The sequence below is a fragment of the Streptomyces sudanensis genome (assembly GCF_023614315.1).
Lineage (GTDB): Bacteria > Actinomycetota > Actinomycetes > Streptomycetales > Streptomycetaceae > Streptomyces > Streptomyces sudanensis.
Map to the genome: position 1 here is coordinate 1916432 of NZ_CP095474.1, position 24170 is coordinate 1940601.

The window sequence follows — 24170 nt, forward strand, 5'->3', positions numbered from 1 at the left end:
GACCGGGCCGTGCCCGGACATTNGGAAGGCGACCTGATCATCGGTGCGGGCGGGCGCTCCGCGATCGCCACCCTGGTCGAGCGCAGCACCCGGTACACCATGCTGGTCCACCTGCCGGGCGGCGCTCACGATGCCCAGACCGTCCGCGACGGCCTCGTCGCCACGATCCAGACCCTGCCCGACCACCTGCGCGGCTCCCTCACCTGGGACCAGGGCAGCGAGATGGCACGCCACAAGCAGTTCACCATGGCCACCGGCATGCCCGTCTACTTCTGCGACCCGGCCTCACCCTGGCAACGCGGCTCCAACGAGAACACCAACGGGCTGCTGCGGCAGTACTTCCCCAAGGGCACCGACCTGAGCCCGCACACCCCCGAAGACCTCGAACACGTCGCCCAGGAACTCAACGGCCGCCCACGCAAGACGCTCGACTGGGATACCCCAGCCGAGCGTCTACGTGATCTACTCACCACCTGAAACCAAGCGGTGTTGCGACGACCCCTTGAACCCAAGGGAACCGGTGCGGGGCCTCTTCCGTGCGGTACGGGGCGTCAGCGGCCTTCGACGATCTTCCGCAGCCGCTGCTCGAACGGGATGAGCGTCGCCTCACGCGTGTACGTGTCGGCGTGCCGGCGCGCCTCCGCGCGCTGCTCCGGGGTCAGGTCGCGGGCCGCCTTGCCCGCGGCGACCATCGACGCCGCCAGCTCCTCGACGTCGAGGCTGTTGGCGTTGAACCACAGCGGGTAGCCGTCGAGGACGTCCTGCGCGGCGATGCCGGGCTGGTGCACGGAGACGATCGGGTGCCCGAAGGCCATGTACTCGAAGATCTTGCCGGAGGTGACGTACCTGCCGCCGCCCGCGAGGAAGACCAGGACGTCGGCCTCCTCGTAGACCCTGCCGACCTCGGTCTTGGAGACCGGCCCGCAGTAGCGCAGGCCGGTGTCCTCCACGCCCTCGGGGCGGGGGCCGTCCTGGAGGCCGAGGCGGGCCTTCAGCGTGCCGGGGCTGTTCTTGAAGAAGCCGAGGTGGCCGTGTATCTGCAGTTCGGCGCCGGCCAGGTCCGGATGGCGACGGGCGATCTTGAACGCCTCGGCCATCTCCTCCACCGGCTGCTTCGCGGTGAGCGTGCCGAGGTAGGTGAACTTCAGCGGTGCGCGCCGCTGCCCGGCGGCCTCCTCGGCGGGCCGCTCGTCCGCCGGTTCCCCGGTGGTCTCCGGCAGCACGTCGGCGTCCCAGCCGTTGGGGACGACCATCATGCGGTCGGCGACCTCCGGGTAGCGCTCGGCGTGCCAGCCGCGCAGCGCCTCGTTGACGAAGACGGCCGCCGACGCCTTGTCGAGCATGCGCTTCTCCCACGCCCAGGCGATGTGCCCCTCGGGGAAGGCCGGCTCGTCGTGGAAGAGGTCCAGCGTCCACGAGTCGCGGTAGTCCATGACGTACGGGACGCCGGTCAGCTTGTTGAACAGCCAGGCGGCGCCGAAGGAGGCGAACGGGTTGCCGGTGGCGACGACCACGTCGAAACGCTGCTTGGCGTGCAGCTTCAGCGCCCGCGTCACGGACGCCCACGCCCAGGACGAGTACCGCTCGGGGAACAGCTTCGTCTGGCTGAGCTGGTAGACGCGCTTGGCCATCAGCGGGAAGCTGCGGCGCAGCCAGCTGTAGTCGCGCAGGTCGTGCTGCCAGGTGTACTGGTTGAGCGACGGCCGCTCCACGCGGATGCGCGGGTCGACGGTCTTCGACAGCTCCTCGTCGACGGAGCCGATCACGTCGTAGAGGAAGTCGAGCGGGGCGGCGCAGACCGTGACGTCCCAGCCCTTCTCCACCAGGTGGTTGGCGGTCGCCCGGGCGCGGTAGACGCCGCTCGCCCGCGACGGGGGGAAGTAGAACGCCAGGTAGAGCACACGGGGGCGCCGTTCGCTACGGTTCTTCATCAGTCTTCCTCGGTTGGTTCAGCGAGCGGCTGGAGGCGGGGTCGTCCGGGCGACGATCGGCGGCACGACGGAGTCGACGCTGTAGGCCAGGCGCGGGGTGCCCAGGCCCTCGCTCTCCCAGGCGTCCATCAGCTCGGCGGCGGTGCGCGTGGACAGGGCGTCGGCGACGACGACGAGGTCGGGGCCGCCCTGCGGACCGAAGCAGCGGCGCAGGACCATCCGGGCCGTGGCCGTCGGCCACACCCTGCGGTGCAGCGGCGCGAACACACGGCGGTGGACGCGGCCGGCGACCCGCTTCTCGTACGCCTTGAGGGCCTTCTTGGCCTTCGCGTTCAGGGGGCCGCGGCCGACCGCCCCGACGACGCGGCGGGGGGCCTGGTAGAGCACCGCCCGTTCGAGCCGCTGCGGCAGGTGCCTGGCCTCCAGCTCGTCGAGCGTCGTCAACCGCACGCCGCGGGCGAGCTTCTCGGCCGCCCAGGGCTGCTTCTGGCCGGTCAGGACGACCGCCCGGCCACCGGCCGCGACGACCGCGGCGGACTCTTCGACCACGGCCCGCCTGCGCGAGGCGCCGAGGGCCAGGAACAGTACCTGCATGTCACTCCATCACGGGGAGTCGGGGAACCAGAGTCGGTAGTGCGCCTGGGCCACGGCCTCGTAGCCGTAGTCGGCGGCAAGCTTCGCCTGGGCGCGTTCGAGGTCCAGTCCGCCGGCGAGGAAGCGGGCGCGCAGGCGCCGGTAGCCCTCGCTGATCGACTCCGCGTTCTCCTCCACGTCGATGAGTTCGCCCGCGGCGTCCTCGATGCCGGCGAGGGTCTTCTCGGGTCCGCCGCAGCGGGTGACCAGGACCGGCATGCCGGCGGCGATGCCCTCGACGATGGTCATGCCGAACGTCTCGTACCGGCTGGGGTGGACCAGCAGGTCGTGGCCGCGCATCAGCTCCAGCGCCTGCTCGTGCGGGATGGAGCCGGGCAGCTTCACGGCACCGCTCAGGCCGAGCTCGGCGACGCGTTCGGTGAGCGGGGCGCGCAGCGGGCCCTCGCCGACGAGGGTGAGGGTGAGCGACGGGTCCTCCGCGTGGCACTGGGCGAACGCCTCGACCAGCCAGGTGACGCCCTTGAGTTCGGTCACGCTGCCCAGGTACAGCCAGCTGCGCAGGTCCTTCACCGGCTCGGGGCGCGGGTCGTCGAAGGAGATCGGGTTGGGGATGCGCAGGATCCTGTCGGCGTGGTGCGGGAACCGGCGCTCCAGCACCTCGGTGACCTTGTCGCCGACGACGAGGAAACCGGTGACGCCGTGCAGCAGCTCGTCGTACAGCTCGACCGCCTCCGGGTCCTGGAAGACCCGCTCCAGGAAGGAGGCGTGCTCGGTGACGAAGACCTTCGCGCCGGGACGGGCGTTCTTCAGGGCGGCCCAGCCGCTGGGCAGGCCGACGTGGGCGTGGACGACGTCCGCGTCGATGGGCTTGCCGCCCAGGAGGTTGCGGAGCTGGCGCTCGTGGTTGCGGGACTGGGCGCCGTAGTCCTGTCCGCGCGGGGTGGTGACGGGGAAGGAGATCAGCTCGGCGCCGCCGGCGGTGGGGACGCGGTGCGCGGCCCGGGCCATCACCTTGGCGTTGGCCTTCTCGACCGCCCTCGTCGCCGCCGCGTCCATGGGGGCCACCCACGGGTCGCAGTGGTAGACGGTGAAGCTGTCGCAGCCGGGCGCGGTGGCCGCCACCATGGCCTGGACGAAGGATCCCCGGAAAGGCAGCTCCCGTGTCGGATACCACGGCGTGACCACGGCTGCATCCCTCGATGCTGCCTGCTTCATGTCGACTTCCTTACGAGATTGCGCGGCGACGCGCCACTTTATCACCGGCCGCCGTCCCGGCCGGGTGGCCGGGACGGCCCGCACCCCGGCCGCGGGGACGGGGTGCGGGGAGGTCCCGAGGAGCGCGACGGGCCGTGCGCGGCCGGCCTCCCGGCGCCCGCTCGCTTCCGTCTCCGGGGTGCTGCGGGCGGACGCGTCAGCCGTCGTTGCGGACGGCGCTCTGCCATTCCTCGAGGATGCGGACGACGTTGTGCGCGGCGCGCCCGTCGCCGTACGGGGTGCCCTTGTCGGCGGTGGGCGCGGCACGGGTGACCGTGGCGGCCCACTCGCCGGCGGGCAGCGTGTGCGGGTCGGGGACGAGGACGTTCCAGCCCGTGTCGACGGTCTCCACCCACTCCGTCTCCGGGCGGATGGTGGTGGTGACGCGCTCCAGCAGGAACGCCTCCTTCTGCAGGCCGCCGGAGTCGGTGACGACGCCCGCGGAGGCCAGCACGGCGGCGACGAGGCCGGCGTACGGCAGGGGGCGGCCGACGTGGACGGAGCCCTTCGCCAGGTCCAGGCCGTGCTGCCGGGCGCGGGCGACCAGGCGCGGGTGGGCGAGCAGCGCGACCGGCAGCGGCAGCGCGGCCAGCGAGTCGACGACCGCGGCGAGCCGCTCGGGGTCGTCGGTGTTGTCCGGCCGGTGGATCGTGGCCAGCAGGAACGGCTGCGACGGGTCGATGCCCTCGGGCAGCGCCGGGGCGGGGTGCTCGCCGGCGAGGACGGCGTCGCGGATGCGCAGGCAGATGTCGACCATGACGTCGCCGGCGAGGACGGCGCGGTCCTTCAGGCCCTCGTCGGCGAGGTGGCGCATGGCCTCCTCGGTCGGGGCGAGGAGCACGTCGGCGCAGTGGTCGGTGAGGACGCGGTTGTGCTCCTCCGGCATGCGCCGGTTGAAGGAGCGCAGGCCCGCCTCCAGGTGCGCGACGGGCAGGTGCATCTTCACCGCGGACAGGGCGCCGGCGATGGTGGAGTTGGTGTCGCCGTAGACGAGGACCCAGTCGGGCTTCTCCCGGTCCAGGACCGGGTCGAGCGCGGAGAGCACGGAGCCGGTCTGCACGCCGTGGCTGCCGGAGCCGACGCCGAGGTGGACGTCCGGGTCGGGGATGCCGAGGCCCTGGAAGAAGACGTCGGAGAGGTCGGCGTCGTAGTGCTGCCCGGTGTGCACAATGAAGTGCTCGTGCTCCGTCCCTGCGAACGCGGCCGCGATGGGCGCGAGCTTCACCAGTTGGGGACGGGCGCCGACGATGCTGATGACTTTCACTGCGCACTCTTCTTCTGGGTCAGGTCGATGAGGGGCACCGCCATCGTATGCCCGCGGGCCGGTGGTCCGTCACCGGGCCTCGGCGGCGGACCGGGGCGGCCGGATGCGGGATGCTAGGGTCGCGCGCCCGCGGAACGAGGATCGCTCGCCCGCGGTACAGGTACAGGGAAAGGTCGACGTCAGTCATGGCGGTCTTGTTCACGCGGAAAGCCAAGCGCCGGGCGGAGCGGCCCGGTCCGGCCGGGGCGGCGCCCCTCCCGGCCCCGGCCCCGGCGGCACCGCCGACCACCGGCTGGCTGGTCCGCGGCAAGGACGGCCGGCTCACCGCGTACGCGCCCGGCGACGGCGGTGTGCTGCGCTGGACGGAGACCCGCCCCGGCGGCCCGGCGTGGGCGGGGCCCGACCTGATCCCGGCGCCCGGGGTGCTGCCGTACCTGGCCGTGGCCCAGGGCGAGGACGGGTACGTCCACCTGGTGGGGCTGCGCCGCGAGCGGCTCGCGGACGGACGGACCCGCACGGACGTCGTGTACGCCCTGCAGTACCAGACGGGCCGCCCGGTGCGGGACTGGCGGCCACTGGGCACCCCGTACCCGGACGACCCGTCGCTCGCCGAGCGGACGGGCCTCCCGACGGCCGTCGTCGACACGGACGGCTCCCTCAACGTCTTCGTCCGCAACGCGGGCGGCGGGGTGTGCGTCCGCAGCCAGGCCAGGACGGGCGCCTGGGGCCCCTGGGTGGACCTGAAGGGCAGCGGCGTGCAGGGCATGGTGTCCGCGGCGCTCGCCGCCGACGGCCGCGTGGAGGTGCTGGCGCCGACGGGGAAGGGGCTGCTGCGGTGGGAGCGGGAGAAGCCGGGGGTCCGCTTCGAACGCGGTGAGGACGTGCCGCTGCGGGCCGCGCCCGACTCGCTGGGCGCCCTGGGGGCGGACGCGGAGAGCGGGCTGACGCATTTCTGGCACGATCCGGAGGACGGCTCGGTACGGGCGTGGCGGCCGTCGCTGCCGGACGGGGCGCGGCTCGGGGAGGGGACCGGGACGGGGCCGGTGGCGGCGCTGCGGGCCACCGCGGACGGTCACGACCGCACGGTGCTTGCGCACCGGGACGGGGCGACGGGGCGGGCGGCGCTGGCGGTGTACCCGGCCGGGGACGAGGCCGCCGGGGCGGTCTGGACCCCCACCGGCGGCCCCTGCCTGGGGGCGCCGTCGCTGGCGCTGGACGGGGCCGGGCGGGTCGTGATGGCCGTCGTCGGGACGGACGGCGCGCTGTGGATCGCCCGCCAGGAGCCCGGGCCCGGTCCGGCCCTGGGCGCCTGGGAGCGGGTCTCCCCCTGAGCCGGCCGCGGGCGGTCCCGGGGGACGCCCGCCGGAGGACGCCCGCGGCCGGACACGGCCCGGGCCGTCCGGGCGGCGCGCTCCAGCCGGGCGGCGCGCTCCAGATCGGGTGACGCGGTTCAGGCCGGGTGGCTCAGGCGCCAGCCGCGCCAGGCCGACTCGACCATCTCGCGGACGCCGCGGCGGGCCGTCCAGCCCAGTTCCTCGCGGATCAGGTCCGCCGAGGCGACCACCCGGGCCGGGTCGCCGGGCCGCCGCGGGCCGATCTCGGGCACCGGGCCGGTGAGGCCGGTGACCTCCTGGATCACGCGGACCATCTCCCGTACGGAGACGCCCTCGCCGCGGCCCACGTTGAGCACCAGCTCCGCCCGCGGGTCCTCGACGAGCCGCCGCGCCGCCGCCAGGTGCGCGGCGGCGATGTCCTCGACGTGGATGTAGTCGCGGACGCACGTGCCGTCCGGCGTGGGGTAGTCGTCGCCGAACACCAGCGGCGCCCGGCCGGCCGTGAGCCGCTCGAAGACCATCGGCACCAGGTTGCACACGCCGTCGTCGGCCAGTTCCGGCACGGCCGCGCCCGCCACGTTGAAGTAGCGCAGCGCGGCGGTGGCCATGCCGTGGGCGCGGCCGGCCGCGCCGGTCATCCACTCCCCCGCCAGCTTCGTCTCGCCGTACGGGTTGATCGGCGCGCACGGGGTCTTCTCGGTGACCAGGTCCACGTCGGGCATCCCGTACACGGCGGCCGACGAGGAGAACAGGAACCGGCCCACGCCGGCGTCGACCGCGGCGTCGAGGAGGACGCGCAGGCCCTCGACGTTCTGCCGGTAGTAGAGGAGCGGCTTCGCCATCGACTCGGCGACCTGCTTCTTCGCCGCGATGTGCACGATGCCGGTGACGGCGTGCTCCCGCAGGACGCGGTCGAGGAAGTCCCGGTCGAGGACCGTGCCGCCCGCCAGCGGGACACCGGCGGGCAGCCGGTCGGCGCGCCCCGACGTCAGGTCGTCGACGACGACGACGGGCTCCCCCGCCGCGGCCATCGCCCGCACCACGTGCGCGCCGATGAATCCGGCGCCTCCGGTGATCATCCAGGTCATCGTGGAACCTCCAGCAGGTCGGCCCCGCCCCGCCGGGCGGCGGGACAGGGCCTGGGGTGTCGACGGCTGTGGAGCGCGGGCGCTCAGCCGCCGATGACGACGCGGCGGACGCCCTCCCAGCGGGCCGGGTCGGTGGTGCGGCGCCCGTCGACGAGGACCCTCACGTCCGGCAGGTCCGAGGCCGCCAGCTCACGGTACTCGGCGTGGTCGGCCTGGAGGACCGCCGCGGTGACCTTCTCGCCCCGGTGCGGGGTGAGGCCGTGGGCGGCGAGCTCCTCGTCCGTGTACATCGGGTCGGAGACGTACGGGACGGCGCCGCGCGCCTTCAGCGCCTCGACGACCCCGAAGACGCCGGAGAACGCGGTCTCCTTGACGCCGCCGCGGTAGGCGGCGCCCAGCACCAGCACGGCCGCGTCCTTCAGGTCGCCGTAGGCGGCGGCCAGCAGGTCGACGGCGTACTCCGGCATCGCGGCGTTCGCCTCGCGCGCGGAGCGGACGACGGTCGCCTCCGGGTCGTTCCACAGGTACATCCGCGGGTAGATCGGGATGCAGTGGCCGCCGACGGCGATGCCCGGCTGGTGGATGTGGCTGTAGGGCTGCGAGTTGCAGGCCTCGATGACCTTCTTGACGTCGATGTCGTTCTTGTCGGCGAAGCGGGCGAACTGGTTCGCCAGGCCGATGTTGACGTCGCGGTAGGTGGTCTCGGCGAGCTTGGCCAGCTCGGACGCCTCGGCGGTGCCGAGGTCCCACACGCCGTTGGGCCGGGGGAGGTCGGCGCGCTCGTCGAAGTCGAGGACCTGCTCGTAGAACTCGACGCCGCGCCGCGTGGACGCCTCGTCGATGCCGCCCACGAGCTTCGGGTAGCGGCGCAGGTCGGCGAAGACGCGGCCGGTGAGGACCCGCTCCGGGGAGAAGACCAGGTGGAAGTCCTCGCCGGGGGTGAGGCCGGAGCCCTCCTGGAGCATCGGCGCCCAGCGGGTGCGGGTGGTGCCGACGGGGAGGGTCGTCTCGTACGAGACGAGGGTGCCCGGCTTGAGGCCCTTGGCGATGGCCCGGGTGGCGGAGTCCATCCACCCGAAGTCGGGGGTGCCCTCGGCGTCCACGAACAGCGGGACGACCACGACGACGGCCTCGGACCGCGCGACGGCGGCGGCGGTGTCCGTGGTGGCGGTGAGCAGCCCGGCGTCGACGGCCTTCTTCAGCTTGACGTCCAGGTCGTGCTCGCCGGGGAAGGGCTCGGTGCCGGCGTTGACCAGCTCGACGACCTTCTCGTTGACGTCGGCGCCGATGACCTTGTGGCCCTTGTCGGCGAACTGCACGGCGAGCGGCAGACCGATCTTGCCGAGCGCGACTACACAGATGTTCATCGGGTCAGTTTCCTCTTCACACGGGACAGGACGCGGCGCAGTCGCAGGCCGGCGCCGGGCGGGGGCCCCCACAGCGGGGCCGTGGTGACGACCAGCCTCCCCGCGGCGTCGGCGGTGGCGGAGACCCGGTACGGGACCTTCTCCCGCCAGCGCCGGGCCAGCGGCAGCGGCACCCCGCGGGTCTTGACGGGGATCTCGTACGTCGAGCCTGCCACATCCAGGTAGGCGCGGACGTCGAGGCGGGCCCGGACCGGCCGGAGCGGGATGCGGGCCCGCAGCACCGTCCCGGTGCCGTCCGCCGCCTCCTCCTGGTCGGACTCCCCCACCAGCGGGGGCAGTTCGGTACCGGCGGGGACGCGCCGGCCGCCGGGCCTGTCGGCGCTCCTCGGCATGGGCCGGCCGGCGAGGCGGAGGGTCGCGGACCCGGTCTCGCCGGTGACGGGGAGGCGGACGGCGAGGGAGACGGCCATGTCGTCGCCGTCCTGCTCCCACGCGGCGGAGACCAGGCCCGTGCCGCCGGCGAGCTGCCCGGGGACGGCCTCGCCGATCACCTCGAACAGCCGGTCGGGCAGGCCGAGGGCGGGGTCGCGGAAGCCGGGGTAGCGCACGTACGCGCGCCCGTCCTCCAGCAGCAGCGGCGGGGCGCCGCGCTCCGCCTCGTCCTGGATCGCGCGGACCAGCAGGTCGACGGCGCCGCGCTGGGCGAGGGCGATCCGCACCCGGCGCCGGACGTCCATGGAGTCGCGCAGGGCGTCGGTGAAGTAGGCGTCGGCCAGTTCCGCGATGCCGGCGCACACCTCGACCCGGGTGTCGTGGTCCAGGGACGGGAAGTCGTCCTGGACGAGCTTGGCCAGCTCCCAGGTGAAGTGCCGCCTGAGGACCCAGTCCCGCTTCGGGCCGGCCTCGATCAGCTTCGCCGCGTGCTCCATCATCCGGGCGGTGCAGCGCAGCCGGGACAGGTGGCCGGAGCGGTAGGTGATGTTGGAGCTGTCGCCGCGCTTCACGGCGTAGTAGCACGTGTAGTCCGCGAGGACGGAGATCCGCCGGGCGCGGACACACGCCTCTATGGTGAACGGCTGGTCGGAGCCGACCGGCATGTCCTCCGGGAAGCGCAGCTTGTGCTCCTCCACGAAGTCGCGCCGGAACAGCTTGGTGTTGGCCAGCGAGAACGGCAGCGCCGAGTCGTACAGGCTGACGTCCGGGGCGTTCTCCTTGAAGAGCGCCTGGTGGACGTAGCGGCCGTTGGTGCCGACCATCTTGCCCATGACGATGTCGGAACCGTGCTCGTCGGCGTACTTCACCATGCGTTCCAGGGCCTGCCGGCCGAGGTAGTCGTCGGAGCCGACGAAGTACACGTAGCGGCCGGTGGCCACCTCCAGGGCCCGGTTGCTGGGCGCGGCCGGGCCTCCGGAGTTCGCCTGGTGGATGACCTTCACGAGGCCGGGGTACCGCTCGGCGAAGCGGTCGAGCTCCCGGCCGCTGTCGTCGGTCGAACCGTCGTCGACGGCCACGATCTCCAGGCGGTCGGGCCCGATGCTCTGCTTGACGAGCGAGTTCAGGCAGTCCGTCAGGTACGGCATCGTGTTGTAGACCGCCACCACGACGGTGACATCAGGTCTGGTCAAGGGAGACTACCCCTGCCCCTTTGCGGAGCCGTCGAGGCGGACGGTCTCACCGGTCGCCGCGGACTCCAGGACGGCCGCGGCGACCTCCACGGTCCGCAGGCCCTGCCGCAGCGTGCAGATGTCGTCGGACGTGCCGAGGACCGCGTCGCGGAACAGCTCGTGCTCCACGAGCAGCGGCTCGCGCTTCGGGATCGCGTACCGCACCATGTCGCCCTCGGCGACGCCGCGGAAGGCGCGCAGCGCCTCCCACTCGGTGGCGACGGCGGCGTTGGAGTGGAACGTCAGGTCGGCGGTGAGGGTGTCGGCGACGAAGCAGCCGCGCTCACCGGTGACGGACGTGAAGCGCTCCTTGAGCGGGCTCAGCCAGTTGACGAGATGGCTGACCATGGTCCCGTCGGAGAGCTGGCCGACGGCGGACACCATGTCCTCGTGGGGGCGGCCCGACTTGGACACCGTGTGCGCGGCGATCGAGGTGTATGTCTGGCCGGTGACCCAGCCGGTGAGGTCGATGTCGTGGGTCGCCAGGTCCTTGACGACGCCGACGTCCGCGATGCGGTGCGGGAAGGGGCCCTGGCGGCGGGTGACGACCTGGTACACGTCGCCCAGTTCGCCGGCCTCCAGGCGGGCCCGCAGGGAGCGCAGCGCCGGGTTGCACCGCTCGATGTGGCCGACGCCGGCGACGAGGCCGCGCGACTCGAACGCCTCGACGAGGCGGCGGGCGCCCTCGACGGTGTCCGCGACGGGCTTCTCGATGAGCGCGCACACGCCGGCCTCGGCCAGCTTCAGGCCGACCTCCTCGTGGAGGGCGGTCGGGCAGGCGACGACGGCGTAGTCCACGCCGAGGGCGAGCAGTTCCTCGACGGTGTCGAGGACGGGGGCGCCCTGCGCCCAGCCGTTCTGGTCGCCCATCGGGTCGACGACGCCGACGAGCCGGACGCCCTCCAGCCCGGCGAGGACGCGGGCGTGGTGGCGGCCCATGGAGCCGAGGCCGACGAGGCCGGCGCGGAGCGTGGTGTCGGCGGCGGTCACAGGCCCTCCCCCAGCGCGTTGACGGCGGTGACGATCCGCTCCAGGTCGCCCTGGGACAGCGACGGGTGGACGGGCAGGGACACGACCTCGGCGGCCGCCTTCTCCGTCTCCGGCAGGTCCCAGGTGCGCCCGGCCTTCTGGTCCGGCTCCCAGTACGGCTTGAGGCGGTGGATCGGCGTCGGGTAGTACACGGCGTTGCCGATGCCGGCCTCGGTGAGCTTCGCCATGGCGGCGTCGCGGTCGCCGCGGACGCGGATCGTGTACTGGTGGTAGATGTGCCGGGCGCCCTCGGCGACGACCGGGGTCACCACGTTCGGCGCGGTGATGTGCTCGGAGAGGTACGCGGCGTTGGCGATGCGCTGCTCGGTCCAGCCGTGCAGCTTCGTCAGCTGGACGCGGCCCACGGCGGCGGCGACGTCGGTCATGCGCATGTTGGCGCCGACGATCTCGTTGGCGTACCGCTGCTCCATGCCCTGGTTGCGCAGCAGGCGCAGCGTGCGGGCGATCTCCGCGTCCGCGACGGTGATCATGCCGCCTTCGAGGGAGTGCATGTTCTTGGTCGGGTAGAAGCTGAACGTGCCGCCGACGCCGAACGCGCCGACCGGGGTGCCGTTCAGGGCCGCGGCGTGCGCCTGGCAGGCGTCCTCCACGACGGCCAGCTTGTGCTTGCCGGCGATGGCCATGATCCGGTCCATGGCGGCCGGGTGGCCGTACAGGTGCACCGGCATGATCGCGACCGTACGCGGGGTGATGGCGGCCTCGACGGCGGCGGGGTCCACGCAGAAGGTGTCCGGGTCGATGTCGACGAAGACGGCGTCGGCGCCGACCAGCCGGACCGCGTTGGCGGACGCGGCGAAGGAGAACGACGGCACGATGACCTCGTCGCCCGGGCCGATGTTCAGGGCCATCAGAAGGAGGTGCAGCGCCGAGGTGCCGGAGTTGACGGCGACGCAGTGGCGGCCCTCGACCAGGTCGGCGAAGCCCTCCTCGAACGCCGCGACCTCGGGGCCCTGTACGACCCGGCCGCTGCGCAGTACGCGTACGGCGGCTTCGATCTCCTCTTCACCGATGACAGGGCGGGCAGCGGGAATGGGCTGCTCGTTCACGCTCGGCATGGACGTCCTCCTTGAACACCGCAAGAGCTCTTCGTGGCAGAGGTCCGGGGTGCGCGTACGTCTCGTCGAGAGCGCGCGTCCACCCCTCCGGCGCGATGCCGACGCCCCACCGATGACGGCCGGTACGGGTCCGGCCCGGAACCGGGTCGCACACCGCCCGGGCGCTCCGGTGGAGAACGGCGGGCGGCATCGACCGGCGTCAGATTATCAGGAATGTCTTCGTCGATTTCCGGGCCGTTAACAGCGGGAAGCATCGGTTCTGAAACAGAATCCGTGCCCCGCCCCACCGGAATGCGGGGCGGGACACAGATCATTTCAACGACACTTCACCGGACGGTCAGTTTTCCGTGACCGTCGTCACGGGAGAAGCGGCCGGCTCCCCGGCGGCCTCCCCGGCCGTCTCCGGCGCCGCCTCGGCGGCCGCGGCCTTCTTGGCGGTCGTCTTCCTGGCGGTCGTCTTCTTCGCCGCGGTCTTCTTGACCGCCGTCTTCTTGGCGGCGGTCTTCTTGGCCGTCGCCTTCTTGGCGGTCTTCCGGGCGGGCTTGGTGCCGGCCGGGGCGTCCGGTCCGGTCTCCTGCCCGGCCCCGGCCTCCGTCCCGGCGGTCTCCGGCCCGGTCTCCGGTCCGGCGGCCGGGGCGCCGCCCACCACGACGATCGCGGCCTCCTCGGCACCCGACGGCGAACCGGCGGGAGCGGTGACCTTGCGGACCACCCGGCGGCGCGGCCGCGGCGGAGCCGCCGGGGGCGCGGGCTCCTCGACGGCCGGCGCCTCGGCCGCCGGCTGCTCGGCGGCCGGCGCCTCCGGGGGTGTATCANNNCGACGACGGCGGCCGCCGCGGCCTCCGGCGAACCGGCCGGCGCGGTCGCCCTGCGGGTGGCGCGGCGGCGCGTACGGCCCTGGGGCGCGGCGGGTTCCGCGGCGGGCGCCTCGGGGGCGGTCTCCGACGGGACGGCGGCCGGCTCGGGAACGGCGGCCGGGGCGGGCGCCTCCGGCTCCGGCGCCACCGCGGCCTCGGCCACCTCGGCCACCGGGGTCTCGGGGGTCACCGGCGTCCGGACGACCGGCGCGGCCTCGGCGTCGCGCGGCGCGCCGGCCGGGGCCAAGGCCCTGCGGCTCGCCCGGCGACGGGTACGGCCCCGGGACGCGGCGGCCTCGGCCTCGGCGGCGCTGGAGTACAGCTCCTCGTCCGGGGCGAACACCGGCTCCGCCTCGGCGGCCGGGGCGGGCGCCTCCGGCTCCGCGGCCTCGACGGCGGGCGCCTCGACCGGCTCGGCGTGCTCGTGCGGCTGCTCGGCGTGCTCGTGCGGCTGCTCGGCGGCGCGACCGCGCTTGCGGGACTTCTTGCCGCCGCCGCCCGCGGCGGTGGGCTGCTCCATGTGGACGATGACACCGCGGCCGTTGCAGTGCACGCACGTCTCGGAGAACGACTCCAGCAGGCCCTGGCCGACCCGCTTGCGGGTCATCTGGACCAGGCCCAGCGACGTGACCTCGGCGACCTGGTGCTTCGTACGGTCGCGGCCCAGGCACTCCAGCAGGCGCCGCAGCACCAGGTCCCGGTTGGACTCCAGCACCATGTCGATGAAGTCGATGACGACGATGCCGCCCAGGTCGCGCAGGCGGAGCTGCCGGACGATCTCCTCGGCCGCCTCCAGGTTGTTCCTGGTGACGGTCTCCTCCAGGTTGCCGCCCTGGCCGGTGAACTTGCCGGTGTTGACGTCGACCACGACCATCGCCTCGGTCTTGTCGATCACCAGCGAGCCGCCGGACGGCAGCCACACCTTGCGGTCGAGCGCCTTCATCAGCTGCTCGTCGATCCGGTACGTCGCGAAGACGTCCACCTCGGACGTCCAGCGCTGGAGCCGGTTCGCCAGGTCGGGGGCGACGTGCGACACGTAGCCGTGGATGGTCTGCCACGCCTCGTCGCCGCTGATGACGACCTTGGAGAAGTCCTCGTTGAAGATGTCGCGGACGACCCGGACGGTCATGTCCGGCTCGCCGTAGAGGAGCGTCGGGGCGTTGCCCGTCCTCGCCTTCTGCTGGATCTCCTCCCACTGCGCCTGGAGCCGCTCGACGTCGCGGCGCAGCTCGTCCTCGCTGGCGCCCTCGGCGGCGGTCCGCACGATGACGCCCGCGTCCTCGGGGACGATCTTCTTGAGGATGGTCTTCAACCGGGCCCGCTCGGTGTCGGGGAGCTTGCGGCTGATGCCGGTCATCGAGCCCTCGGGCACGTAGACCAGGTACCGGCCGGGCAGGGAGACCTGGCTGGTGAGGCGGGCGCCCTTGTGGCCGATGGGGTCCTTCGTCACCTGCACGAGGACGGGCTGGCCGGACTTGAGCGCGGTCTCGATGCGGCGCGGACCGTGGGCCATGCCGAGCGCCTCGAAGTTGACCTCGCCGGCGTACAGGACGGCGTTGCGGCCCTTGCCGATGTCGACGAACGCGGCCTCCATGGACGGCAGGACGTTCTGCACCTTGCCCAGGTAGACGTTGCCGACGTACGAGGTCGCCTGCTCCTTGTTGACGTAGTGCTCGACGAGCACGCCGTCCTCCAGGACGCCGATCTGCGTGCGGTCGCCGTGCTGGCGGACGACCATGACGCGCTCGACGGCCTCGCGGCGGGCGAGGAACTCGGCCTCGGTGATGATCGGGACGCGGCGGCGCCCCTGCTCGCGGCCCTCGCGGCGGCGCTGCTTCTTCGCCTCCAGGCGCGTGGAGCCCTTGATGGACTGCACCTCGTCGGACGGCTCGGCGCCCTTGTCCCGCGGGGGCCGCGGCTCGCGGACCTTGACGACCGTGCGGACGCCGTCCTCCTCGGCGGCCTCGACCTCGGCGGGCTCGCCGCTGCGGCGGCGACGGCGGCGGCGACGGCGCGAGCTGCTGGTACCGGCGGCGGACGGGGTGGCGTCGCTCCCGGAGTCCTCGGAGTCCTCGGAGTCCTCGGGGCCTTCGGGGCCCTCCGGCTCGTGGTCGGTGTCCTCGTCCTCGGCGCCGTCCTCGTCGCCCTGGTCGCCGGCCGTCTCGTCGTGGTCGTCGGCGGACTCGCCGCGGCGGCGGCGACGGCCGCCCCGGCGGCGGCGGCGCGACGGGCGCTCCTCGAAGTCGTCCTGCTCGTCGCCCTCGGCTGCGGCCTGCTCGGCCTCCTCGGCGGTCTCGTCCTCGGCCTCGGCCTCCTCGGCGGGGGCGGGCTCGACGGGACGCACGGGCTCGGCGGCCTCGGCGGCCTCGCCGCGACGGCGGCGGCGACGGCGCCCGCCGGCCTCGGCAGCGGCCGGCTCGACGGGCGCGTCCGTCTCCTCTCCGGCGGCGGCCTCCGCGGCCTCCGCGGCGGCGGCCGCGGCGGCGGTCTCCGGGGTCTGGAACATCGGCTCGGTGAAGACCGGGGCCTGGAACACCGGTACGGCGGGACGCGCCGGGCGGCGTCCGCGCTCGGGGCCCCGAGGGGGCTCGGCGGTGAACTGCGGGGCGGTCGCACGGCGGCGCGTACGCCCCCGGGAGGCCGCCTGCTCGGCGGCGGTGACCTGGCCGGACTCGTCGGCGGCGATCTGCGCGACGGTGGCGGCGGGCAGGCTCTCGCCCGCCTCGGCCTCGGGACGCGCGGCGGGCGCGGTCGCCTTGCGCGTGGCACGCCGACGCGGGCGGGCCGGAGCGGCCGGCTCCTCGACGGGCTCCTCGACAGGGGTGGAAGCCTCGGGGGCGACGGCTTCGGACGCGGCGACAGGGGCGGTGGTCTCGGGCGCGGCGGCCTGCGGCTCCACGGCCCCGGAAGCCCCGGCGGGCGCGGTCGCCTTGCGGGTGGCACGCCGACGCGTACGCACTGGAGCGGCGGCCTCGGAGGGCTCCTCCACAGGGGCGGAAGCCTCGGAGACGGGGGACGCGGCGGCCTCGCCGGCTTCCGCGGCCGGGACGGCCTCGGGCGCGGAAGCCTGCGGCTCCACCGTCACCACCGCCTCGGACACCTCCGCGGCGGGCGCCGTCGCCTTGCGCGTGGCACGCCGGCGCGGGCGGGCCGGAGCGGCCGGCTCCTCGACGGGCTCCTCGGCAGGGGTGGAAGCCTCGGGGGCGGCGGCCTCGGACGCGGCGTCCGGAACGGCCCCGGAAGCCTCGGCGGGCGCCGTCGCCTTGCGCGTGGCACGCCGGCGCGCACGCACCGGAGCGGCCGGCTCCTCGACCGCCTCCCCGACAGGGGCGGCGGCCTCGGACGCGGCGGCCTGCGGCTCCACGGCCCCGGAAGCCTCGGCGGGCGCGGTCGCCTTGCGCGTGGCACGCCAGCGCGGGCGGGCCGGAGCGGCGGCCTCGGAGGGCTCCTCCACAGGGGCGGAAGCCCCGGGAGCGGCGGCCTCGGACGCGGCGGCCTCGCCGGCTTCCGCGGCCGGGACGGTGGTCATCACGGTCTCGGGGGCGGTGTCCGCCGTGACCGGCGGGCCCGCGGGACGCGACGCGGCGCGGCGCCTGCGACGCGGCGGCAGCGTGCCACCAGGCGTGTTGTCTTCTTCGCTCATACCGGCGGTGCCGGTTTCGTTCGACTCGAGCATGCGGGCGGTTCTCCCGTCACGCTCCCGGGCGCCGCGCCTGTGTCCGGTCCGGCCGCGGCACCGCGCGGTGCGCGGTGGCCGCCGTCCGGGGCGCGGGCGCCGCACGGGAGCTGTATGTCTGGCTCGCCGGTTCCGTACGCCTTCTGCGCACGGCCTGGCGAAAGTCTTCTGTGTCTGTGCGCGGCCCGGTCCAGGTGGTTCCCGAGTGCCAGGGTCACGCTTCGACGACCGCTCCTACGCGGAACCTGCACCTTCCGGCGCCGTCGCGGCGGCGGGCTCGGCGACCCTGGGAGGGGCGGCCGGGACTGCCTCGCGGTCGGGCGCGAGCGGGTCGGTCACCGTGCCGGACTCCTCGTCGAAGAGCCCCTGCGCCAGCCTGGTCACCGCTGCGGGGACCGGCGGCGCCAGGTCGGCCACAGCTCGGAGACCGGACAGGACGTCGTCGGGTCGGACGGCAGGTGTCACGTGCCGAACAACCAGCCGCAGTATCGCACAGGGGCCGTCCGGCGGCCCATCAGCCGGGGCGGGAACGGTTTCGAGTCCCGTCACCGCGGAACGGGCGTCGAAGGTGCGCAGACCGTTCTTGGTCATGCGCTGCACCTCCACGGTGCCCGCCGCGAGGAACGCGGCGACGGCCCGTTCGGCGTCGGCGGGATCGACCCCGTCGAGCCGCAGCTCCCACACGGAGGCGGTGAGGCGGTCGGCGAGGCCGGAGGTGCGGGCCTCCACCGCGTCGACGACGTCGAGGCCCCGCGGCAGGGACCCGTCCAGCAACTCCCGCAGTCTCGCGGGGTCGCGCGGCTCGGTGAGCGCGATCTCCAGGTACTCGGCCTCGGAGGCCGTACCGGTCGGGGCGGCGTTCGCGTACGACACCTTGGGGTGGGGCGTGAAGCCGGCCGAGTACGCCATGGGCACCTCGGCGCGGCGCAGCGCACGCTCGAACGCGCGCTGGAAGTCTCGGTGGCTGGTGAACCGGAGGCGGCCGCGCTTGGTGTAGCGCAGTCGGATGCGCTGCACCGCCGGTGCGGGCGGCGGGCCTTCGGGCTGTCGCTTGCCCAGTGGTTCTTCTCCTCGGTGCGGGGCGGCGCGGTGGCGCGCCGCCCACCGGATGCGGTGGGACGTCCCGGGGGTCCCGCCCGGGTCACCCCCGCTGGTGCGGGAGGACCTCGGGGGCGGGCGCCGCGCCGGAAGCAGTCGTTGTACTACCCAGGGTACGCGCAGGGAAGCATCCCTCCACCCCCGGCCGCGCGGCGGGAGCGCACCGCTCGGGGCGCTTCCCCCGCCTGCGCGGCCCGGTGACGCGACGGCCCGCCCGGGGGTCTCCCCGAGCGGGCCGCGACCGGAACGCCGTGCCCCGCCGGCGGCTACTTCACGACCGTGAGCGGGAGCAGCTTCTTGCCGGTGGGACCGATCTGGATCGAGGTGTCCATCTGGGACCAGAAGGAAACGGGTCCAAATCCATCGGGTAGTGTCCGCCCCCGTGAAGACGTACGACATTGAGACCGAGTGGTCCGCCGCAGACCTGGCCCTACTGGAGGACCTGAAGAGGGCGGAGGCGCTGCTCCCCGAGGACGCTCCCCGAGCCCTGCTCTCCATCCGCCTGTCTGTACTTACAGAGGACACTACGTCGCCTGTGCGGCAGGAGCTCGACCTCCGCATGCTTGCCAGGGACAAGGGGTACCGCGTCGTCGGCGTCGCCTCGGACCTCAACGTGTCGGCAACGAAGGTTCCGCCGTGGAAGCGGAAGGAGCTTGGCGAGTGGCTCAACAACCGGGCGCCCGAGTTCGATGCTCTCCTCTTCTGGAAGCTCGACCGCTTCATCCGTCGCATGTCGGATCTCTCGACCGTGATCGAGTGGTGTGAGCGGTACGGGAAGAATCTCGTATCGAAGAACGACGCGATCGACCTCAGTACGACTGTCGGCAGGATCATGGTCACGCTCATCGGGGGCATCGCCGAGATCGAGGCCGCCAACACGAGCACACGAGTGTCGAGCCTGTGGGACTACGCCAGGACTCAGACTGACTGGCTTGTCGGCAAGCCCGCGTATGGATACGAGACCGCAGAGAGGGACGGCAGGACCGTCCTCGCCATCAAGGGGGATGCCCACAAAGCGCTCCACTGGGCGCGCCGCATGGCACTCCGAGGAGTCTCCGCTCGGCGCATGGTTCGATGCCTCGTCCGGTCCGAACTCATGTCGGCAGGTCTCACCCCGTCGACTCTCCTCCGCCGCCTCCGTAACCCGGCGCTCATGGGGTATCGGGTCGAGGAGAACAAGCAGGGCGGAAAGCGGCGCAGCAGGCTCGTCCTCGGCAACGACGGCAAGCCGATACGAGTCGCTCCCCCGATCTTCACCGAGGAGGAGTTCGAGACCCTTCAAGCAGCACTCGACCGCCGAAGCAAGAACCAGCCTGCCCGGCAGACAGGCGGAGCCACACAGTTCCTCGGCGTACTGATCTGCGTCGACTGTTCCACCAACATGACCGTGCAGAAGACGAGCCACAAGGGACGGGACTACGCCTACTTGCGGTGCGGCAACTGCAAGAGCGGAGGGCTCGGCGCCCCCAACCCGCAGGGTGTCTACGACGTGCTGGTGAGCGATGTCCTCCGAGTCCTCGGGGACTTCCCCGTACAGGTCCGGGAGTACGCACGAGGAGCCGAAGCCCGCGCCGAGGTGAAGCGCCTCGAAGAGGCCATCGCCTACTACATGACCGAGCTCGAACCGGGAGGCCGCTACACGAAGACGCGGTTCACGCGGGAGCAGGCGGAGAGGGCGCTCGACAGGCTCACGGACGAACTGAACGCCATCGACCCCGAGACCACACAGGACCGGTGGACCCTCGTCCACAACGGGAAGACGTTCCGCGAAGTCTGGGAAGAGGGCGGCATGGAAGCCATGGCGGAAGACCTGCGCCGAGTCGGCATCACGTGCGAGGTGACTCGGACAAAGGTCAAGGGAGTGCGCGCTCCGTCCGTGCATCTGCGGCTGAAGATCCCTCGCGATGTGCGCGAGCGCCTCGTCATCAAGAGCGACGATTTCGCCGCCAAGCTCTGACGAGAGACGGCCCCCGTCCTGGCTCGCCTACCGCGACGCGAAGGGCGGGGGCTCGGCCGGCCAGGTTGACGACCGAGCAACCTGCCGTGTAGGAAGATCCTCCCGCTCCCTCGTGGAGCGGACCGTAGCTCCCGCCGTGTGACGGCGGTAGAGCTGGCCACTCCGTGAAGGGGCCGCCATCCAGAGGGCTGGCAGGGGAGGCAGGAGCACCCCGAGCGCGAACGGTACGCGCGACTTCCACTCACTCGCCGAGGCACAGCTACGCGCTGCCCTTGGCTGCCGACAGGAGGTTGCCGCCCCTTGAACATCACGATCGAAATCGTCTGGACCTGCGAGGTCTGTGCGTCCCCTCTCATCGACGGAGAGACCCACGCCTGCGGCACCACCGAGCCCGCCGCCTGAACCATCCCTGCTCACGGCCACCCCGAGAAGCGAAAGGAGGCACATGCGCCCGCCATCCGGCGGGGCCATCGGCGCACCCGCACGCGCCCCACAGGAAGTAGGGAGGACGGCAACCTTTGGGAGCCATCAAGGACAAGGGGCGACAGCTCCATCAGATCGAGCGCGTCCCGTATGAGGACGCGTTCCTCATCGGTGATCTCCTCACTACCCGGACCACCATCCTGTCCGGGGAACCGAAGGCTGGGAAAACCTTGCTCAGCGCTGGCATGGGGATGGCCCTACTCAACGGTGAGCCGACGTTCCTCGGGCAACCCGTGCTTCGGAAGCTCGACCACATCGTCTTCGGCGTGACCGACGACGGCGCACCGGAGGAACTGAAGGAGCGGCTGTACGGTGCCGTGCCGGACGACTCGGTGACCATCTTCCCCGTCGAGGACCCCGGAGACCCCCACTACTGGGCGGGCATCGGCGCAGACCTGGCGGACATCAAGCCAGGGCTGTTCGTTCTGGACAACATCATCGGCGCCCTCGCTCCGGGCGAAGACATCTCCTCACCCGTCACCGCGCAACGGATCATGCACAGCCTGCGCCCGATCAGCGAAGCGGGCATCCCCACCCTGTTGGTCACCCACACTCCCAAGGGGACGGGGGAAGGGATGAGCGTCTCCTCTTCCCCGATCGGGGGACGGGCCATCGCTGCGGGCGCACGTGGGCTCATCGCATTGCGGAACTCCGGCAAGCACGGCAGGCGGATTCAGACCGCCAGCAACCGGGCCCGGGAAGACCTGGACCTGAGTGTCACCGTGCGCCGTGCCGGCGAGTCCAGCGAGGTCCCCATCTGGGAGCGGGCCGAGCCCCGCTTGAAGGTCGTCGGCCTGCCGAAGGCGAAGCCGTGGGACGAAGACCTCCTCGCGCGGATCATCGAGGAGCAGCCGGAGGAGACGACGTACAAGGCGCTGGCACTGCGCTACGCGCCCACGGTCGGGCGGAAGTGGGAGACCGTCCGGCCCAAGCTCAGCGAGGCCCTGGAACTTGTCGATGGGCGCTGGGCCAGGAAGCCCGACGCGACAGCCTGACTCGTGGTGGTGGTGATGTTGCCCCCCTTACAGGAAGTGTCACCACCACCAGCTACCTCGCTCCGCTCGGCAAGCCTCGCTCCCCCTTGCTACTTACGTAAGTACGCCAGTCTTCTGACACTGGCGGCCTACGGCCGACCAGCGTGCAGACCACTGGAGAACTGCAAAGCCCCAGCCTGCCAGCGGCGAAGAGGTAGGGAGCAGGGGCGGCCTTCGGCCGCACGACGGGAGGACGCTTCAGCAGAGCGGCCCCGAAGGGGCCGACATCAAGAAGACCAGGGTGGGGCGCTGCCGCGCCCCCACTGAGCGAAGCGCCATGCGGTAAGCCTCGAAAGGGTTCACTCCTGTGCAGTCTCAGGCCGTCGAACTGGCCAAGCAAACCGCGTCCTACCTGCACTTTCTTCGCCGCTGCCCTGCTACGCCGCCGCTCTGACGAGGTCTGAAACCGTGGCAGGATTTTGGCCGCCAAGACCCGGCGGTGAGTCGAGACCCCTTCAAGGGGGCATACCCCACCCCCTCTGACTCTCGGCTGCTCTGCTCTCCGCTCCTACGATGCAGTCATGATCAAGATGTCTTGGGCGCTGGCAGGCGAGCACGCGGACGCATGGACCGGAGCCGACATACAAGAGGGCACAGCGGTACTGGAAGCGCGAGTCAGGGCCGTTGTCGAGGCAAGCGGCATGACTGCCGCAGCCACGCAGCACTGGCAGGAAACCTTCCTCGCCCCCGTGGTCAACGGTCTGCGCACCGAGGGACTGTCGGCCCTGTCGCAAGGCGGGACATGGAGCAAGGCAGCAGGGCCGATGCTCGTCTCCGTCTCGCCCGACCGTTGCGCAGCGTGATCAGTAACGGGCGTCTCGAAAACCAAGGTTTGTGAGACGAGACAGGAAGCGCCCCGCAAGGGGGCGCAGCACTGTTCAAAACCCGTCTCGAAACCTCCGTCTCGGGCTTGACCTTTTGAGACGAGTTCTGAGACAGTCGGGCCATGGCAGAGATCATCACGCCCACGGGGCAGCTCATCGGTTACGCCCGCGTCTCCACCGACGACCAGGAAGCACAGCTCCAGCGCGACGCACTGACGGCCGCAGGCTGCGCCCGGATCTTCGAGGACAAGGCATCGGGCAAGAACACTGACCGGCCGGAGCTGCGGGTTGCACTCGACTACGCCCGCCCTGGCGACACCCTGTGCGTGTGGAAGCTGGACCGATTCGCTCGGTCTCTCATCGACCTTGTGACCATGGTCGACACCCTTCGAGAGCGTAGCATCGGGTTCAAGGTGCTCACGGGTGCACTGGCCAACATCGACCCCGGTACGGCAGACGGCCGTCTCATGCTTCAGGTGGTCGGAGCCATGGCGGAGTTCGAGCGCAGCCTCATCAAGGAGCGCACCCGCGCCGGACTCGATGCAGCCAAGGCGCAGGGGCGTACCGGTGGACGGCCGTCCGTGGTCGATGAGGACGTGCTCACCGTGGCCCGTGCCAGGAAGGCGAAGGGCGAGAGCGTGAGCGCCATCGCCAAGGCGCTCGGGGTCTCCCGAGCCACCCTCTACCGCCATCTCGGAGAGAGCGCCTGAGACAGGCGCACAGCTATGAAGACAGGCCCTCGGGAAGCCCCGGGGGCCGTCGTCATGTCCGGGCCTGTGTGCCCGCCTGAGAGGCTCGAACGCCCCCGAGCCGGCCAGCCTCCACCATGGGCGAGAGGGGCCAGCACAGGGGCGCAGGGCAGGCTGACGGCACCGAGCGCAGCAGGTCAGGCGGGTGCAGGCTCCGAGTCCGGAACGGACTCCGAGGGAGTCGCCTGGTCGGCGACAGCCGGACGCTCATGGAGTAGCAGGCCGAGCGTCGCGAAGCCGAGCAGGTGGAGCACAGCCCAACTCGCGGTGAGGACTGCGCCCAGTCGGTCACGGTCCGGGGGTGCGGCATGTCGAGCCGACATCAAGCCGCCTCCCTTGTGGACACGAGGGCGGTGGCCCACTCCAGAGCGGTCGCGATGTGCTCGGGCTGGATGCCCTCGTACGGGTCGGGCTCGATGAGCAGGGTGGGGTTTCCGAACGCGCTACGGTCGGCCGCCCACTGGTGGTCGAGGCGAGTGAAGTCGTCATCGATCCACACGGCCGGAGCCGTAGCGAGCCAGTCCGCGACGTGGTTGCGCTTCCACAGGTAGCCGTCAGGGTGGCTGGTCTTGATCGGCAGGTTGGGCAGCTCGATGTGCTCGAAGTCGGGCAGGCCCATCAGCGGGGCGATGACGCGGCGGGCATCGGCCCGCCAACTCGTGCACCACACGGGCCGGACCAGTCCGGTGCCGATGGCGTCGGTGATGAGCTTGCCGTGGTCCGGGTTGAGCCAGACATCGAACGGCTTGGCCACGTCGTCAGTGGTGACCGTGTGGCGGGGGTGGGTAGCGGGGGTGGCGCCGTCCGGTCCGGGGAACGGGATGAAGACGCCGTCGATGTCTAACAGCAGGAACGGGGGTTCGTGCATCGGTGCCTCCCGGGTTCGGTCGG

At 72.4% G+C, this 24170-nt stretch carries 16 protein-coding genes and 3 pseudogenes; 6 read left to right on the forward strand and 13 right to left on the reverse strand.

Annotated elements, in window-relative coordinates; genetic code table 11:
• Positions 1-23: 23 nt before the first annotated feature.
• Positions 24-477, forward strand: a pseudogene (locus MW084_RS08905) (IS30 family transposase); the annotation flags it as partial.
• 74 nt (positions 478-551) lie between these two features.
• On the opposite strand, the gene MW084_RS08910 reads toward MW084_RS08905, so the two are convergent.
• From MW084_RS08910 to wecB, 4 genes are all read right to left on the reverse strand, one after another.
• The gene (locus MW084_RS08910) at positions 552-1931 is read right to left on the reverse strand and encodes a glycosyltransferase (protein WP_010476729.1); all 1380 of its coding nucleotides are present in this window, start codon (positions 1929-1931) and stop codon (positions 552-554) included.
• Positions 1932-1949: 18 nt separating this feature from the next.
• On the reverse strand, positions 1950-2525 hold the full coding sequence (locus MW084_RS08915) for a hypothetical protein (RefSeq protein ID WP_275563540.1): 576 nt from the start codon (positions 2523-2525) through the stop codon (positions 1950-1952).
• Between the two features lie 9 nt (positions 2526-2534).
• Complete coding sequence (locus MW084_RS08920; RefSeq protein WP_039829131.1) at positions 2535-3740, reverse strand: glycosyltransferase family 4 protein; 1206 nt, start codon at positions 3738-3740, stop codon at positions 2535-2537.
• Between the two features lie 196 nt (positions 3741-3936).
• Positions 3937-5043 (reverse strand): non-hydrolyzing UDP-N-acetylglucosamine 2-epimerase, encoded by a 1107-nt coding sequence (gene wecB / locus MW084_RS08925; RefSeq protein ID WP_010470238.1) that lies wholly within the window; start codon positions 5041-5043, stop codon positions 3937-3939.
• A 185-nt stretch (positions 5044-5228) separates the two neighbouring features.
• Here wecB and MW084_RS08930 point away from each other — a divergent pair, with 185 nt between their 5' ends.
• Positions 5229-6374 (forward strand): PLL family lectin, encoded by a 1146-nt coding sequence (locus tag MW084_RS08930; RefSeq protein ID WP_010470237.1) that lies wholly within the window; start codon positions 5229-5231, stop codon positions 6372-6374.
• Between the two features lie 119 nt (positions 6375-6493).
• On the opposite strand, the gene galE is transcribed toward MW084_RS08930, so the two are convergent.
• The 8 genes and pseudogenes from galE to MW084_RS08970 form a co-directional block, all read right to left on the reverse strand.
• The gene (gene galE / locus MW084_RS08935) at positions 6494-7465 is read right to left on the reverse strand and encodes a UDP-glucose 4-epimerase GalE (protein WP_010470236.1); all 972 of its coding nucleotides are present in this window, start codon (positions 7463-7465) and stop codon (positions 6494-6496) included.
• An 83-nt stretch (positions 7466-7548) separates the two neighbouring features.
• Positions 7549-8832: a nucleotide sugar dehydrogenase gene (locus MW084_RS08940; protein WP_010470235.1), complete on the reverse strand. Its 1284-nt coding sequence runs from the start codon at positions 8830-8832 to the stop codon at positions 7549-7551.
• Positions 8829-10457, reverse strand: a complete 1629-nt coding sequence (locus tag MW084_RS08945; protein WP_029553457.1) for a glycosyltransferase family 2 protein — start codon at positions 10455-10457, stop codon at positions 8829-8831. The genes MW084_RS08940 and MW084_RS08945 overlap by 4 nt, the downstream gene beginning before the upstream one ends.
• Before the next feature lie 6 nt (positions 10458-10463).
• A complete protein-coding gene (locus tag MW084_RS08950; protein WP_010470231.1) occupies positions 10464-11486 on the reverse strand; it encodes a Gfo/Idh/MocA family protein in 1023 nt (340 codons plus the stop codon).
• Complete coding sequence (locus MW084_RS08955; RefSeq protein WP_010470229.1) at positions 11483-12601, reverse strand: DegT/DnrJ/EryC1/StrS family aminotransferase; 1119 nt, start codon at positions 12599-12601, stop codon at positions 11483-11485. The genes MW084_RS08950 and MW084_RS08955 overlap by 4 nt, the downstream gene beginning before the upstream one ends.
• A 337-nt stretch (positions 12602-12938) precedes the next feature.
• Positions 12939-13416 (reverse strand): annotated as a pseudogene (locus MW084_RS08960) (ribonuclease E/G); the annotation flags it as partial.
• A gap of 3 nt (positions 13417-13419) precedes the next feature.
• A pseudogene (locus MW084_RS08965) lies at positions 13420-17134 on the reverse strand (Rne/Rng family ribonuclease); the annotation flags it as partial.
• A gap of 234 nt (positions 17135-17368) precedes the next feature.
• A complete protein-coding gene (locus MW084_RS08970; protein ID WP_010470226.1) occupies positions 17369-18151 on the reverse strand; it encodes a TIGR03936 family radical SAM-associated protein in 783 nt (260 codons plus the stop codon).
• 478 nt (positions 18152-18629) lie between these two features.
• Between MW084_RS08970 and MW084_RS08975 the strand changes: the two genes are divergently transcribed.
• The 4 genes from MW084_RS08975 (at position 18630) to MW084_RS08990 (ending at position 23240) form a co-directional block, all read left to right on the forward strand.
• On the forward strand, positions 18630-20189 hold the full coding sequence (locus MW084_RS08975) for a recombinase family protein (RefSeq protein ID WP_029553456.1): 1560 nt from the start codon (positions 18630-18632) through the stop codon (positions 20187-20189).
• A 518-nt stretch (positions 20190-20707) separates the two neighbouring features.
• Complete coding sequence (locus MW084_RS08980) at positions 20708-21667, forward strand: AAA family ATPase (protein ID WP_010470222.1); 960 nt, start codon at positions 20708-20710, stop codon at positions 21665-21667.
• Positions 21668-22227: 560 nt separating this feature from the next.
• A complete protein-coding gene (locus MW084_RS08985) occupies positions 22228-22509 on the forward strand; it encodes a hypothetical protein (RefSeq protein WP_158684315.1) in 282 nt (93 codons plus the stop codon).
• A gap of 143 nt (positions 22510-22652) precedes the next feature.
• The gene (locus tag MW084_RS08990) at positions 22653-23240 is read left to right on the forward strand and encodes a recombinase family protein (RefSeq protein WP_010470220.1); all 588 of its coding nucleotides are present in this window, start codon (positions 22653-22655) and stop codon (positions 23238-23240) included.
• A 361-nt stretch (positions 23241-23601) separates the two neighbouring features.
• Here MW084_RS08990 and MW084_RS08995 read toward each other — a convergent pair whose 3' ends face one another.
• Positions 23602-24147: an HAD domain-containing protein gene (locus MW084_RS08995; RefSeq protein ID WP_010470218.1), complete on the reverse strand. Its 546-nt coding sequence runs from the start codon at positions 24145-24147 to the stop codon at positions 23602-23604.
• Positions 24148-24170: the final 23 nt, after the last annotated feature.